The sequence below is a fragment of the Mycobacterium sp. ML4 genome, assembly GCF_054515735.1.
The window spans coordinates 122,022-137,200 of record NZ_JBTNSY010000002.1; the positions used below are offsets into that span (position 1 = coordinate 122,022).

Consider the following 15,179-nt stretch of genomic DNA (forward strand, 5'->3'; position numbering starts at 1 on the left):
GGAGCTCTTTCATCGGTTTCTCAACCGATCACCGTCACCGTGTTGCGTTCACCGCCGGAGAGGTAGACGTCGCCGGCCTCGGAGCCGATGGGGCTGATCGCGACCCCGACCGCGTCGAAGCCGAGGGGGATGGTGCTGACGGCGTGGGTGGTGGGGTTGATCACCGGTGGCGGGAAAGCCCCGTTCTGCATTTCGAATGTAAATCAATGTTTTTCGGCCGAACGTCCCGCCGAGTAATGCCGTCACGGATGGCCACGGCGGAGTGGCCCCGACGTCACTCCGGGAGCCTCAGAGGTGCGCGGAGGACGGCCCCCGAAAACGACGGAATCGAGCGTTCAGGCTTGCCGGCAAACTCGGCGGTGCGGGGGAGCCGGGGATCGCGACTGCGGACGGCACACCGTCGTGGCCTCGGACAACCACCGGCACGGTGAGCATCCGGCCGAGCACCCGGACCTCTCGCTTGGCCTGCTCCCGGGCGATGAACAGCAGATCGAGCGGGTACCACAGGCCGACCCAGGCCACGACCAGGAATACGCCGTTGCCCAGCAGGTCGTTTGCAAGCTCGCCCAGCACCGGTCGGGTGAAGGTGTACGACAGCGCGATGCCCACCGCGAACAGCAGTGAGCCGCTGAACAGTGACCGCTTGCCCTGGCGCCAGGCGAGGTCGTGTTCGCGGTTGGCGCGGTGCAGTCGCAGCTCGCAGTAGCGGCGCACCGCCACTACCACGTCGGCGGCCATTTCATCCGAGCACTCCTCGGCGATGTCCAGCACGATGCGCTGGTCAGCGGCGACCTTCTGTTGGGCGAGTAACCGATCCACCAATTCGTCCATACCGCTGTCGATGCGGCGCGCGCCGGCGAGCAGCCCGCGCGGGTCGACTGCGAAAAGCTCTTGGGCACAATCTAATTCGATCACCACATCGGTAGTGGTCAATCGCCTGTGGCTGCGGAGGTTCACCAGGTGGCCCAGTGTTCAGCGGTTGCCCGCGTAAGCCCGGGCCACCCGGGTGACGAACTGGTAGACGCCTTCCTCTTCGGGCGCCAGCGGCCCCGGCCGTGCGTGCGGTGAGCTGAGTCCGCGCTGCACCGATTCGCAGGCGGCCCAGTCCTGCCGATTGGTCAGATCCCAGAAATCCACCGCGTATGAGGGATCGAATTCCGGTGTCTCGACGGCCTTGTTCGGGAATGCCCACGTGCACTCCACGTGGGTGCGGTCGACCGCGAGAGGGGTCATCAGGTGGGTCATCACGTAGTCGGGGTGCAGGCTGACCAACAGGTTGGGAAAACCCACCAGATACATCACCGTGCGCAGTTCACGCTCGGACAACCCCTCGATCGCGACGCCACCACTTTGTCCGGTCAGCGACATCGTCTCGGCCCCTTCAACTATCGACATCCAGCCGCCCATCCACGTCCCCGGCAGGTCGATGCTTGCGCCACTGGTCGGCGGGCTGATCCGGGACAACTCGGGATGGATCGCATTGCAGTGGTAGCACTCCTGGTAGTTCTCGGCGATCACCTTCCAGTTGGTGTTCAACTCATACGAGTGCCGTTCCACAACGGTGAGATCTTCGGGCCGGTAAGGGCCGACGACCTCTTCCAGTCCGGCAACGTGTAGTTCGAAGTCGGCGTCCTCGCCGCTGGGATCGACGAACAGATATCCGTGCCAGTTGACGAGCCGCAACTCGGCCAGCCCGAACTCAGCCGGGTCGAAACCCTCTCCGGACTCGAATCGTGGCGCCTTGCGAAGTTCGCCGCTCAGCTTGTACGACCAGGCGTGGTACGGGCACACGATGGCGCGCCGCTTGGCGGTGGCTCCGCATGCCAGCAACTCGTGTCCGCGATGTCGGCAGACGTTGGCGAATGCGCGCACCCGGGCGTCTTCGCTTCGTACCAGGAGGATTCCGTTCTCGCCGAAACCTGCTGCCCGTTGCGCGCCAACTCCATCGAGATCGGCGGCGTGGCCCACACACTGCCAGCCAGAAAAGATGGCTCGTTTTTCCCACTCGAACACCGCAGGTTCGACGTAGGCCGCGCGCGGCAACATGCGGGACTGCCCGAACGGGGCGAGTGCGGCGGCGAGGTCGTCAGCCGGGACGGGGGCGGGGTCGAAATGTCTAAACACCCAGTGAGCTTAGTCGGCGTCGGGTTCGCGGTACAGGAGTTTGACTTCGACGGCGAACCCTCGGGCCTCACCAATTGACTGAGGCAACTCAAGAATACCGATTCTCGTTCGTCCACAACGTAATTGAATCCATGAGTCTGAGAATCTGCCGGCCTCACGGCCGCATCACCCGACGACTTGGCGCGACGCTCAAACCGGCTCGGCTGCGGCGGCTGATCTACGCGGATCAGCTGGCCCTTTCGCGCTGTCGGTCGCTCTCAAGCTGATCGTTGGTGTGCATGGGGATTCGGCGTAGTCTGCCTTCGTGAACGGCGACCGCAATGCGGAGCTGGCCGCTGCGACGGTGCCGTGCCTGGCCAATGTGGTAGAGCCGGCGAGGACGTGGTTTGCCGCCGGCCGCAGGCTGCGCGTTGACGGCAGCGAGTCTGCGCCGAGGACAAGCTTGTTTGACCCTATGGCCGCTGGCGCAGCCTCGATGCCGTGAGCGCGGCTCGGTAGCCGGCGACTTCGCCCCGAAGGCGCGACTGCGCTGCAGCAGAAGTGGGTAAAGACGTTGTTAGCGCGGGTGCGCCGCGGCTTGGCAACGATCAGGAAGGGCATCGAATGGTTCATCAAGAGGGGGGCCGGTGGGATGTCGGTATCGAGAACAACGCGGTCTACCTGGAGCGCGTCTCCGAGGACGACGATCGACTGTTCGACGATGCGTTGGAACCGGATGAAGCCCGTCAGCTTGCCGGGCTCTTGACGAAATTCGCCGACAAGCTGGACGAGGCCAGGGAATCAGGGCAGGTTGCCGAGTCCGACGACGATGACGACGACGATGACGATGACGATTACGAGGACGACAAAGACGATGACGACGATGACGATGACGACGATGACGACGATGACGACTCGAAGGATTCCGACAAGTCTTCGGATTGAGGTCGATCGCGCAGCGGACCGTTTCGCAGATACGTCGCGGGTATCCGCTGTTAGATGCTTCCGTTCGACGAGGCATCTCGAGGAGATGGAATCATGGCCGATCAGACAACCGGAGGGTCCGACAGCACTCGGCTGGAACACTTCGATGACCCGGAACTGGGCAGCGGCGCACGTGACACAGGAAGTGATGTGCCTCAACCCGGCGGGGGCGAGCGTCCGGTGGGGACCGTCGACGAGGATGCCAACCCTCCGATAAGCGATCCCGCTGCAACCGACGTTTACGGGGGAACTGGGGAGTTGGCTCCGCAGGACACCGGCAGCGTGATCCCGCCGTACGAGGGGCGCCGGGAAAGTGAGCAGGGCGCCGGAGCTCAGGGATCAGTCACCGACCCCGACTAAAGTCGCCCAGCCCCGACCAAGCGCCGGGGAGTGCGACGACGTCCCCGGCCGAGGAGCAGCCCGCTGGTCAGACCAGTGAGTCGCAGCCGTCCGCCGGGGGTGTCGGGCCGTCGCTCGAGCCCGGGACCGGACGCGGGGAGTCGAAGAGCTGACACGACCGCACATCAGCGGGCGGCAATCGAACATATCGAAGCCTCGGCCCGAGAGGCGGTGGGGTTCCGCGATGTCGCGACATCAACCAACGGCCCCTCGACGAGGGCCTTAATGCCCTGGTAGAGCCTGGTATTCGGAGGTAATGTCCGTTGTACCGCCAGGTCGGGATTTTTGCAGCGCCCGGGCCCGACGGAGACAACCTCGCTAGGGAGCACACAGATGTTGAACAGCGTACCGATGCACAAAAACGGGGTCTCTCAACGGCGCGCGCAGGATGCCGACCTACTCAAGAAGTCCGGCGCGCACAAGCTTGTCATAGCGGATCGCGATGGCAACTGCTTGGCTTTCGTATTGGCTTGGGACAGCTTCGACTACGACCCCGAGACCGACACCTATGTGTGCGTTGCCGATAGCGATGGCAGAGAACTCTTGACCATGTACACCACCGGCGAAGTCAAGGCGGCGGCCGGCGCCAACATGTATGTTGTCACTGCGCCAAACGCCGCTAACCGAAGTAGGCCCCTGCAGGCCCTCTGACCCGAGTGCCGAAGGAGGCCGCGGCACTCGCCGCGGCCGATTCCTGGCCGCGCTTCTAGCGGTGCGATCGCACCGCTGGCGCATCGGGTAACTCCGATGGGCAAGTGTAGTGGGGTATGTTCACGCCGCGATGGTTATGATAGACCGTTCGTACGGTTAGTCGAAGCCGAAGGTGTCCAATGCCCAGATCGCCCGGCAGGCGTGGCGAGATTCTCGACGCGTTTGTCCGCTATGTCGCCGAACGTGGTTATGAGAGAACGAATATCGGTGACATCGCCGACGAGCTCGGTATGTCGAAGGGCACCATTGTTCACCATTTCGGGACCAAAGCGCAGATGCTGCGGGAGCTGGAAGAAACCCACCTGGCCAACCAACTCGACGTGCTCCGGATGGTCTGGGACCGCGTGACCGCGCCGCACGAGCGTATTGCCGCAATCATCTTCACCTCGGTGCTGCTCCAGGTGATGGCCCGAGACGCCACCGTGGCAAGCCAGCGCGAAGTGGTGCAGTTGTCCGAGGACCCGGCAATGCAGCAGGTGCGGAAGCTGCGCCATCAGTTGCAGGCGCTCACCATCGATGAGATCCGCAACGGGGTCGAGTCCGGTGTATTCCGAAGCGTTGACGTCGATCTGGCGGCACTGCAGCTGTGGGGATCGCTCGAGTGGATGTGGGTGTGGTTCGACCCCAATGACTCGCGGACCCCTGAACGTGTGGGAGCCGCCTTCGTGGACGTGTTCCTCGGCGGACTGTTGCTGGATCGGTTCGGGCTGAGCAAGTGGGCGAATCCATCATGCGAGGTCGTCTCGGTGGTGCGGGAATGCCTCACCGTGGTCACGAGCGACCCGACTTAACCACGGTGCCCGCCGGAAACCCACGGCGATAAAGGAATTGGCGTCTGACGCGACCGGCGATCGGGAAGATCGATCATTGACTGTACGTACAGGTCACTGAGCCCGCTCCGGAAAAGCACATTGATAGGCGGGTCGGCGCAAAAGCGCTGTTCAAGGCGCCTCGCGGAGATGCCGCCCCAGCCGGGAACCGGCAAAAGCCATCCGAAATTCTCGATCTGTTGACTGCACGTACGGTCTAATGCCATAGTTGCGGCGTGGCGCAAGCGCGGGCGGCATGGAGCCGAAGGGTGGGGACCGGGACTGCCGGTCGGCTACCGCACGTGATGCCTCCGCAGGGCCGGACCAACATGACACAAAGCGGTCATCCGATCCGAAAAATGGCGTTGTACAACAATATTGGTGTTTGCTGCGCCGCTCTGCCAGCCTCCATCGGGAGTTCACGACGATGACCGCTTCCCACAGCGTTGCCGGCAGAATCGGCAGTAGGATCCGGCCGGGAACCGAGGTGGCCGGCGGGTTCTTCCGGATGTGCGTGCTGACCGCCAAAGCGCTGAAGCAACCCTTCGAGTGGCGCGAGTTCATCTGGATCGGCTGGTTCTTGATGCGGGTATCGCTGCTACCCACCATCGCGGTGTCCATTCCCGAAACCGTGCTGCTCATCTTCACGCTCAATGTCCTGCTCGCCGAGTTCGGTGCGGCCGACGTCTCGGGGGCGGGTGCGGGGATCGGAGCGGTGACCCAACTCGGGCCGATTGTGACGGTCTTGGTGGTCGCCGGCGCCGGAGGGACCGCGATCTGCGCCGACCTGGGCGCGCGCACCATTCGCGAGGAGATCGACGCGCTCGAAGTGCTCGGCATCGACCCGATTCACCGGCTGGTGCTGCCGCGCGTTGTCGCCTCGACGATCGTCGCTGTGCTGCTCAACGGCCTCGTGATCGCCGTCGGACTCGGCGGCGGCTACCTGTTCAGCGTGTACCTGCAGAACGTCTCGAGCGGTGCCTATCTCTCCACCTTGACTGCCCTCACCGGCCTGCCCGAGGTGGTGATCGCCAACATCAAGGCGGCCACGTTCGGGTTGATCGCCGGGCTGGTCGGCTGCTACCGCGGCCTGATCGTCCGCGGCGGGTCCAAGGGTCTGGGCACTGCCGTCAACGAGACGGTGGTGCTGTGTTTCATCGCGCTGTTCGCCGTTAACGCCGCGCTGACCACGATCGGCGTCCGATTCGGAACGGGGCGCTGATATGGCTACTGCCACAACCCATCTCAGGCTTCCGCGAGCCAATCTGGGTCGATACGGGGAGGCCCCGGTGAAGGCGCTTCTCGTGATCGGGCAGATGGTCTGGTTCGCTGTGACCGCAGTCGGGCAGATTCCCTTCGCCGTGCGCCGCTACCCGAAAGAGTTGGTCCGGCTGGTTGCCCAGATGGGGATGGGCACCGGCGCAATGGCCGTGGTCGGTGGCACGGCCGCCATCGTCGGGTTCATCACCTTGTCCGCGGGCTCACTGGTCGCCATCCAGGGTTTCGCGTCGCTGGGCAACATCGGGGTCGAGGCGTTCACGGGATTCCTGGCGGCGATGGTCAACGTGCGGTTCGTGGCGCCGGTGGCCGCCGGTCAGGCGCTGGCCGCCACGGTCGGTGCCGGCGCCACCGCCGAACTGGGCGCGATGCGCATCAGCGAAGAGATCGACGCACTTGAGGTGATGAGCATCAGGTCGATCCCCTTCCTGGTGTCCACCCGGGTGGTGGCTGGCCTGGTCGTCATCATTCCGCTCTACGGGTTGGCGATCACCCTGGCATTTCTGTCCGCGCAGCTCACGACCGTTGTCCTCTACGGGCAATCCGCCGGCACGTACAACCACTACTTCCACACGTTCCTGCGCCTCAATGACGTCGGCTGGTCGTTCGCGGAGGTCATTCTCGTGGCCGTGGTCGTGATGACCACCCACTCCTACTACGGCTACACCGCCCACGGCGGGCCGGTCGGCGTCGGCGAAGCGGTCGGGCGCTCCATGCGACTGTCGTTGATCACCATCGTTGTCGTGGTCGTCCTGACCGCGATGGCGGTATACGGCAAGAACCCCAACTTCAACCTCACCGTGTAGCCGACATGACGAACCCGGTGAAGGAGAACCCCCCACGCATCCCGCCGTACAAGACCGCGGCCGTGGTGTTCCTGGTGGTCGCCGCGGTGGTGTTGACGTTCGTGTGGTTTCAGTTTCGGGGTCGGCTGACGCCGAAGACGCCCCTGACGCTGGTGGCCCCCAGGGCGGGTTTGGTGATGGACCCGGGATCGAAGGTCACCTACAACGGGGTGGAAATCGGCCGGGTGGCCAGCATTACGGAGATCCAGCGCGACGGCGTCCCGGTGGCCAAGTTCGTCATGGACGTCGATCCCGACTACCTCCGGCTGATCCCGGCGAATGTGGATGCCAATATCAAGGCGACCACCGTCTTCGGCAACAAGTACGTGGCCTTGACGTCGCCGAAAAACCCGACACCGCAGCGCATCTCACCGCAGCTGGTAATCGACGCGAGGTCGGTGACCACCGAGTTCAATACGCTGTTCGAGACCATTACCTCGATCGCGGAGAAGGTGGATCCGGTCAAGTTGAACTTGACGTTGGCCGCGGCGGCGCAGGCCTTGACCGGGCTGGGCGACAAGTTCGGGCAGTCGATCGTCAACGGCAACGCCATCCTCGACGACATCAATCCGCGAATGCCGCAGATCCGCCATGACATTCAGCAGATCGCCGCTCTGGCCGACATCTACAGCAATGCCGCGCCGGATCTCTTCGACGCGCTGAACCACGCCGTTGTCACCGCGCGCACGCTGCACCGGCAGGAAGCCGAACTCGACTCGGCATTGTTGGCCGCGGCCGGGCTGGGCAACACCGGTGCGGACATCTTCGCCCGCGGCGGGCCCTATCTGCAGCGCGGCATCTCCGATCTGCTGCCCACGGCCCAGCTGTTTGACACCTACAGTCCCGAAATCTTCTGCACCATCCGCAATTACTACGACGAGGAGCCCCTGGCTTATGCGACGACGGGCGGCGGCAACGGCTACGGGCTGAAAACGATGAGCGAATTGACGTCAGGGTTGGGCGGCATTCTCACCCTTCCGGGGCTGACCGGCACGGTGCTTACCCAAGGCCTCCTGCAGGTCGCCGGGCTGGTGGGCGGGGCGCCCAATCCCTACACATATCCGGAGAATCTGCCGCGGGTGAACGCACGCGGTGGCCCGGGCGGCACCCCGGGCTGCTGGCAGCCGATCAACCACGACTTCTGGCCGGCGCCGAGCCTGGTAATGGACACCGGCGCCAGCCTCGCGCCGTACAACCACTTAGACACCGGTTCGCCGTACGCGCTGGAGTACGTGTGGGGCCGCCAAGTCGGGGACAACACGATCAACCCATGAAAACTCTCGGCAACGCAATCAAACTCGGCATCGTTTCGTTGGTGCTGTCCCTGATCGTCGTGTCGATCATCGTGGTCTTCGCCCAGATGCGCTTCACCAGCACCAACAAGTATTCGGCGGAGTTCAGCAACGCCAGCGGCCTGAAAGACGGCCAGTTCGTGCGCGCCTCCGGAGTGGAGGTCGGCAAGGTCAAATCGGTACGGCTGGTCGATGGCGGCACCCGGGCAATGGTTGATTTCGAGGTCGACCGCTCGATACAGCTGTATCAGTCGACGACCGCGCAAATCCGCTATCTCGACCTACTCGGCAATCGCTTCATCGAGCTCAAACGCGGCACGGGCGACGGGGCCGATCGGGTACTGCCGGCGGGAGGATTCATCCCGCGGTCGCGGACCTCACCGGCTCTGGACCTCGACGCCCTGATCGGTGGATTCAAGCCGCTGTTCCGGGCGCTTGAACCGGACAAGGTCAACTCCATCGCCTCAGCCATCATCACCGTCTTCCAGGGTCAGGGCGGAACCATCAACGACATCCTCGACCACACCGCACAACTCACCGCGCACATCGCCGAACGCGACCAGGCGATCGGCGAGGTGGTCAAGAACCTGAACGTCGTGCTGGACACCACGGTCAGACATCGCAAGGAGTTCGACGAAACCGTCGACAACTTCGAGCGATTGATCACCGGCCTGCAGAACCACGCCGATCCGCTGGCCGCCGGCCTCGCCAACATCAGCAACGCCGCGGGCACGGTGGCCGAGCTACTCGCGGACAACCGCGTGCTGCTGCACAAGGAGATCAACTACCTGCAGGCCCTCCAGCAGCCGCTTATCGATCAGCGCGAACAGCTCAGCGACCTCATTCACAGGACGCCGACCGCACTGAACCTGATCGGACGCAGCATCGGCCTCTACGGCGACTGGGTGAACTTCTACCTCTGCGACCTCTCGATCAGGTGGAACGGATTGCAGGGCGGCGGTCCGGTCCGCACCGTCAGGATCTGGCAGCAGCCCACGGGTAGGTGTACGCCGCAATGAGGACCATTCCGTCATGAGGACACTGACCGAATTCAACCGCAACCGCGTCGGGCTGATGGGCGTCACCGTGTTGGTGCTCGTCGTCGCGGTCGGGCAAAGCTTCACCAGCGTACCGATGCTGTTTGCCGCCCCGGCCTACTACGGGGAATTCACCGACTCGGGTCAGTTGAACAAGAACGACAAGGTGCGCATCACCGGGGTCAATGTCGGCACGGTCCAAGGCATTGAGGTCGACGGGGATCATGTGCTGGTCAAGTTCTCCATCGGCGGCAACACGATTGGCACCGAAAGCCGGCTGGCGATCAAGACGGACACCATCCTGGGTAAGAAGGTGCTCGAGATCGAGCCGCGGGGAGCCAAGGCATTGCGGCCCGGGGGCGTGCTACCGCTGGGTCAGGGCACTACGCCGTACCAGCTTTACGACGCCAACTTCGACATCACCAACGCGGCCACCGGCTGGGACATCGACACCGTCAAACAGTCGTTGAATGTGTTGTCGCAGACCATCGATCAGACCTACCCGCACCTCAGTGCCGCTCTGGACGGCGTAGCCAAATTCTCCGACACCATCGGCAAACGCGACGACGAGATCAAGCACCTACTCGCCCAGGCCAACCAGGTAGCCAGCGTGCTCGGTGACCGCAGCGAGCAGATTAACCGTTTGTTGGTCAACGCCAAGACACTACTGGTGGCGTTCAACGAACGTGGACGGGCCATCGACACTCTGCTGCAGAACATTTCGGGCGTCGCGGCCCAGATCAAGGGATTCATCAACGACAACCCGAATCTGAATTCGGCACTGGAGCAGTTGCGCACGCTCAGCGACGTGCTGGTGCAACGCAAGGACGACCTGGCCCAGACCCTGACCTTTGTAAGCCAATTCGCGGCATCGTTAGGCGAGTCGGTCGCGTCGGGACCGTTCTTCAAGATCGTTCTGTCCAACCTGCTGCCGTACTGGATCCTGCAGCCGTTTGTCGACGCCGCGTTCAAGAAACGTGGTCTGGACCCGGAGGAGTTCTGGCGCAGCGCGGGCCTGCCCGCCTTCCGCTTCCCCGACCCCAACGGCACCCGGTTCCCCAACGGCGCGCCGCCGCCCGCACCCCAGGTGCTGGAAGGTACCCCGGAACACCCCGGACCGGCCGTCCCACCGGGAACGGCGTGTTCGTACACCCCCGCGCCCGACGCGTTGCCGAGGCCGTGGAATCCGTTGCCGTGCATGGGAGTCGACACCGGCCCATTCGGTGGCAGCTTCCCGGCCCCCCTCGACGTGCAGACATCGCCGCCCAACCCGAACGGGCTGCCGCCTACGCCGGGAATCCCGATCGCCGGGCGGTCGGGCGAGCCGCCGCCGGACGTGCCCGGCACACCGGTCCCGTTGCCGCCCAACGCGCCGCCGGGAGCGCGCACCGAGGGCACGGGAGGTCAGAGTTGAGCACCAATGTCACTGTCCGCAGGCACTGGGGCCGAACGGTCATCACGGCGCTGGCCGTTGCTGTGGCCCTGGTCGCGGGTTACTTCGGTTGGCAGCTGTATCAGAAGATGAGCAACAACACCGTGGTTGCTTACCTGCCATCGGCGATCGCGCTCTACTCCGGCGACAAGGTCCAGATCATGGGCGTCCGCGTCGGCTCGATTGACTCCATCGAACCGGCCGGCGACAAGATGAAGGTGACTTTCCACTACGCCAACAAGTACAAGGTTCCGGCCAACGCCTCCGCCGTGATCGTGAACCCAACCTTGGTGGCATCGCGCAGCATTCAGTTGGAACCGCCCTACAAAGGCGGACCCGTGATGGGCGATCACGCCGTGATTCCCATCGAGCGCACGCAGGTGCCCACCGAGTGGGACGAACTGCGCGCCAGCGTGGCCAACGTCATCGACAGACTCGGTCCGACACCGCAACAGCCGAAGGGTCCCTTCGGGGACCTTGTCGAGTCCGTCGCCGACGGGCTGGCGGGCAAGGGCAAGCAGATCAACACCACGCTGGAAAGCCTGTCGCAGGCGCTGACCGCACTGAACCAGGGCCGCGGCGATTTCTTCGCCGTGGTGCGCAGTCTCGCGCTCTTCGTCAACGCCCTGCACAAGGACGACAAGCAGTTCGTCGCCTTGAACACCAACCTGGCGACCTTCACCGACAGGTTGACCGGATCCGACCGCGCGCTTGCCGATGCGATCCAGCAGTTCGACGGTCTGCTCACCACGCTGCGTCCATTCCTGACCAAGAACCGCGACGTGCTCACTCACGACATCAACAACCTCGCCACCCTGACCACCACGTTGGTCCAGCCGGAGCCCCTGAATGGTCTGGAGACCGCCCTGCACGTGCTGCCGACCTTGGAGACCAACCTCAGCCAGATCTACCACCCCTCACACGGCGCCGTCATGTCCATTCCGGCGATACCGAACTTCGCGAACCCAATGCAGTTCATGTGCAGCATGATTCAGGCCGGCAGCCGGTTGGGCTACCAGGATTCGGCCGAACTGTGTGCGCAATATCTGGCGCCCGTTCTCGATGCCATCAAGTTCAACTATCTTCCAATCGGGTTGAACCTCTTCAGCACGGCCGAGGTGCTTCCCAAGGAAGTCGCCTATTCAGAGCCCCGGTTGCAGCCGCCGAACGGGTTCAAAGACACTACGGTGCCGGGGATCTGGGTGCCGGACACACCGTTGTCGCACCGCAACACCCAGCCCGGCTGGGTGGTCGCACCGGGGATGCAGGGCGCTCAGGTGGGGCCGATCACGGCGGGCCTGCTGACTCCTGAATCCCTGGCCGAACTGATGGGCGGCGCGGACATCGCACCCCCGCAGTCGGGACTGCAGACCCCGCCGGGACCACCGAATGCATACGACGAGTACCCGGTGCTGCCACCGATCGGTGTGCGGGCGCCGCAAGTGCCGATCCCTCCGCCGGCACCGGCGCCGGGGGTGGTCCCGGGTCCGGTCGCGCCGACGCCAGCGCTTCCCGGGCCGCTGCTGCCCGCGGAGGCGGCCGTCGCGACAGGAGCGGGATCGTGAATGCAGTAGGCACCCGGATCCGGCACCGGGCCCGGCAGCTGCTGGCGATTTCCGTGGCTGCCCTGGCGCTGACGTCATGCTCGAAATGGCATGGTGTCGCCAATATTCCGATGCCCGGCGGACCCGGCACCGGCCCCGGCTCCTACACCGTCTACGTGCAGATGGCCGACACGCTGGCACTCAACACCAACAGCCGGATCCGGGTGGCCGATGTCTTCGTCGGCACGGTCCGCGCGATCGAACTGAAGAACTGGGTCGCCACCTTGACGCTTCGGCTGGACAAGGCCGTCAAGCTACCCAAAAACGCCACCGCCAAGATCGGGCAGACCAGCCTGTTGGGCTCGCAGCATTTGGAGCTGGCCGCGCCGCCCGACCCGTCCCGGGAGCCGCTGCGGCCGGGAGACACCATCCCACTGAAGAATTCGTCGACCTACCCGACGACGGAGCAGACGCTGGCCAGTCTCGCCATGATCCTGCGCGGCGGCGGAATCCCGAACATCGAAGTCCTGCAAAACGAGGTCTACAACATCTTGCACGGGCGCGCAGACCAGGTTCGTGCCTTCCTCGGCAAGCTGGACACGTTCACCGCCCGGCTCGACGAGCAGCGCGACGACATCACCCGGGCAATCGATTCCAGCAACAGGCTGCTGAGATATGTGGGTGGGCGTTCCGACGTCATCGACCGGGTTCTCACCGAATTCCCACCCCTGCTGAAACATTTCGCTGACAAGCAGAATCTGCTGATCAATGCGGTCGACTCGGTAGGACGGCTCGGCGAAGTCGCCAACCAGTACCTGGCCCCGGCACTGGGTGACTTCCATCAGGATCTGGTTGCGCTGCAGTGCCCGTTGCGGGAATTCGGTCGTGCCGCACCGTATCTGATCCGTGCGCTGAAGCTGATGCTGGTCCGTCCGTTCGACGTCGACTCGGTGCCGAAGGCCTTCCGCGGCGACTATTTCAATCTTTCGCTGACGCTCGACCTGACCATGAGCGCCGTCGACAATGCGGTTCTCACCGGGACCGGGTTCTCCGGCGCACTGCGCGCCCTCGAGCAATCGTGGGGGCGCGATCCGGAAACGATGATTCCTGACGTCCGGTACACGCCGAACCCCAACGATGCGCCCGGCGGCCCGCTGGTGGAGAGGGCGGACCGGCAATGCTGACCCGCTTCATCTGGCGCCAGATCTTCCTGTTCACCCTGCTGAGTGTGTTCACCGCAATCGCGTTGGGTTGGTACTACTTACGGATTCCCACCGCGGTAGGGATCGGTCAGTACACCCTGCGCGCCACCCTGCCGACGTCGGGTGGTCTGTACCGGACCGCCAATGTGACCTATCGCGGGGAGACCATCGGCACGGTCACCTCCGTGGAGCCCACCGAGAACGGTGCGATGGTCACGATGAGCATCGCCGAGCGCTTCAAGATCCCGATCGACTCGTCGGCGAACGTGCACTCCATGTCGGCGGTCGGCGAACAGTACCTGGACCTGGTGTCCGTGGGTAACCCCGGCAAGTACTTCTCGCCCGGGCAGACCATCACCAACGGCACCGTGCCCACCGAGATCGGCCCGGCGCTGGACGCCGCCAACCGGGGCCTGGCCGCGCTTCCCGCGGGCAAGATCCCGGCATTACTCGACGAAACAGCGCAAGCCGTAGGGGGTTTGGGGCCGGCTTTACAGCGGCTCGTCGATGCGACGCAAGCGATCGCCGGCGACTTCAGAGCCAACATCACCGATATCGACGACATCATCCAGAACTCCGGGCCGCTGATCGACAGCCAGGTCAATTCGGGTGGCGCGATCCAGCGCTGGTCACACAACCTGGACGTCCTGGCCGCCCAGACCGACGAGAACGACCAGCACGTGCAAAGCATCCTGACCCAGGCGACGCCGACTACCGATCTGGTCAACGCGGTGTTCGACGACGTGCGCGAGTCGTTGCCGCAGACGCTGGCGAACCTGGAGATCGTGCTGGAAATGCTCAAGCGCTATCACAAAGGAGTCGAGCAACTGCTGGTCGCTTATCCGCAGGGTGCGGCGGAAGGCCAGACGGTGACGTCGGCCTTTCCGGGCTTCGCCTCGCTCGGTACGCATCTGACGATCAACCAGCCGCCACCGTGTCTCACGGGTTTCCTGCCGGCACCACAGTGGAGATCACCGGCGGATACCAGCCTCGCGCCGATGCCGTCCGGGACGTACTGCAAGATCCCGCAAGACACGCCGTCGAACGCCGTGCGTGGAGCCCGAAACCTGCCGTGTGTCGATGTCCCCGGCAAACGCGCTGCGACGCCCCGTGAATGCCGGGACTCCAAGCCCTATGAGCCGTTGGGCACCAACCCCTGGTACGGCGACCCGAACCAGCTCCTGACCTGCCCGGCGGCAGCGGCACGGTGCGACCAGCCGGTCAAACCGGGGCAGGTGATACCCGCGCCGTCGATCAATAACGGCATGAACCCGGCGCCCGCCGACCGGGTACCCGGCACGCCGCCGCCACTCAGCGACCCGCTGTCGCGCCCGGGATCGGGCACCGTGGTGTGCAACGGCCAGCAGCCCAATCCCTGCGTGTACACCGGGAACGAACCGCCGGTCGCCGTCTACAGTCCACAGCGCGGCGAGCTGGTCGGGCCCGACGGAGTCAAATACTCCGTCGAGAATTCCACCAGGACCGGGGACGACGGGTGGCGGGACATGCTGTCGCCGCACGGCTGATTGACACTGACCGCACG

The 15,179-nt window shown here is 64.4% G+C and carries 15 protein-coding genes; 12 read left to right on the top strand and 3 right to left on the bottom strand.

Features of this window, described 5'->3' with window-relative positions; translation table 11 throughout:
* Positions 1 to 20: 20 nt before the first annotated feature.
* The 3 genes from ACX9NE_RS02560 to ACX9NE_RS02570 all read right to left on the bottom strand — a co-directional run bounded on the left by ACX9NE_RS02560 (position 21) and on the right by ACX9NE_RS02570 (position 2,124).
* On the bottom strand, positions 21 to 191 hold the full coding sequence (locus ACX9NE_RS02560) for a hypothetical protein (protein WP_459359944.1): 171 nt from the start codon (positions 189 to 191) through the stop codon (positions 21 to 23).
* A 97-nt stretch (positions 192 to 288) separates the two neighbouring features.
* Positions 289 to 933 (bottom strand): hypothetical protein, encoded by a 645-nt coding sequence (locus tag ACX9NE_RS02565; protein ID WP_459359943.1) that lies wholly within the window; start codon positions 931 to 933, stop codon positions 289 to 291.
* A gap of 39 nt (positions 934 to 972) precedes the next feature.
* A complete protein-coding gene (locus ACX9NE_RS02570) occupies positions 973 to 2,124 on the bottom strand; it encodes an aromatic ring-hydroxylating oxygenase subunit alpha (protein ID WP_459359942.1) in 1,152 nt (383 codons plus the stop codon).
* Positions 2,125 to 2,727: 603 nt separating this feature from the next.
* On the opposite strand from ACX9NE_RS02570, the gene ACX9NE_RS02575 reads away from it, so the two are divergent.
* The 12 genes from ACX9NE_RS02575 (at position 2,728) to ACX9NE_RS02630 (ending at position 15,162) form a co-directional block, all read left to right on the top strand.
* Positions 2,728 to 3,048, top strand: a complete 321-nt coding sequence (locus ACX9NE_RS02575) for a hypothetical protein (RefSeq protein WP_459359941.1) — start codon at positions 2,728 to 2,730, stop codon at positions 3,046 to 3,048.
* Positions 3,049 to 3,141: 93 nt separating this feature from the next.
* Entirely contained in the window at positions 3,142 to 3,447 is a 306-nt protein-coding gene (locus ACX9NE_RS02580; protein WP_459359940.1) for a hypothetical protein, read from the top strand.
* A 372-nt stretch (positions 3,448 to 3,819) separates the two neighbouring features.
* Positions 3,820 to 4,137, top strand: coding sequence for a hypothetical protein (locus ACX9NE_RS02585; RefSeq protein ID WP_459359939.1), 318 nt, complete (start codon positions 3,820 to 3,822; stop codon positions 4,135 to 4,137).
* Between the two features lie 179 nt (positions 4,138 to 4,316).
* On the top strand, positions 4,317 to 4,988 hold the full coding sequence (locus tag ACX9NE_RS02590) for a TetR/AcrR family transcriptional regulator (RefSeq protein WP_459359938.1): 672 nt from the start codon (positions 4,317 to 4,319) through the stop codon (positions 4,986 to 4,988).
* Positions 4,989 to 5,514: 526 nt separating this feature from the next.
* On the top strand, positions 5,515 to 6,228 hold the full coding sequence (locus ACX9NE_RS02595) for an MlaE family ABC transporter permease (RefSeq protein WP_459360065.1): 714 nt from the start codon (positions 5,515 to 5,517) through the stop codon (positions 6,226 to 6,228).
* 1 nt (position 6,229) lies between these two features.
* Positions 6,230 to 7,090 carry an MlaE family ABC transporter permease gene (locus tag ACX9NE_RS02600; RefSeq protein WP_459359937.1) on the top strand — a complete coding sequence of 287 codons (861 nt, stop codon included), beginning with the start codon at positions 6,230 to 6,232 and terminating at the stop codon, positions 7,088 to 7,090.
* Between the two features lie 5 nt (positions 7,091 to 7,095).
* Entirely contained in the window at positions 7,096 to 8,403 is a 1,308-nt protein-coding gene (locus ACX9NE_RS02605; RefSeq protein WP_459359936.1) for an MCE family protein, read from the top strand.
* Positions 8,400 to 9,440 (top strand): virulence factor Mce family protein, encoded by a 1,041-nt coding sequence (locus ACX9NE_RS02610; protein ID WP_459359935.1) that lies wholly within the window; start codon positions 8,400 to 8,402, stop codon positions 9,438 to 9,440. The genes ACX9NE_RS02605 and ACX9NE_RS02610 overlap by 4 nt, the downstream gene beginning before the upstream one ends.
* 13 nt (positions 9,441 to 9,453) lie before the next feature.
* On the top strand, positions 9,454 to 10,872 hold the full coding sequence (locus tag ACX9NE_RS02615) for a virulence factor Mce family protein (RefSeq protein WP_459359934.1): 1,419 nt from the start codon (positions 9,454 to 9,456) through the stop codon (positions 10,870 to 10,872).
* Positions 10,869 to 12,455 carry a virulence factor Mce family protein gene (locus tag ACX9NE_RS02620; protein ID WP_459359933.1) on the top strand — a complete coding sequence of 529 codons (1,587 nt, stop codon included), beginning with the start codon at positions 10,869 to 10,871 and terminating at the stop codon, positions 12,453 to 12,455. The genes ACX9NE_RS02615 and ACX9NE_RS02620 overlap by 4 nt, the downstream gene beginning before the upstream one ends.
* Positions 12,452 to 13,618, top strand: a complete 1,167-nt coding sequence (locus tag ACX9NE_RS02625) for a virulence factor Mce family protein (protein WP_459359932.1) — start codon at positions 12,452 to 12,454, stop codon at positions 13,616 to 13,618. The genes ACX9NE_RS02620 and ACX9NE_RS02625 overlap by 4 nt, the downstream gene beginning before the upstream one ends.
* A complete protein-coding gene (locus tag ACX9NE_RS02630) occupies positions 13,612 to 15,162 on the top strand; it encodes an MCE family protein (RefSeq protein ID WP_459359931.1) in 1,551 nt (516 codons plus the stop codon). The genes ACX9NE_RS02625 and ACX9NE_RS02630 overlap by 7 nt, the downstream gene beginning before the upstream one ends.
* Positions 15,163 to 15,179: the final 17 nt, after the last annotated feature.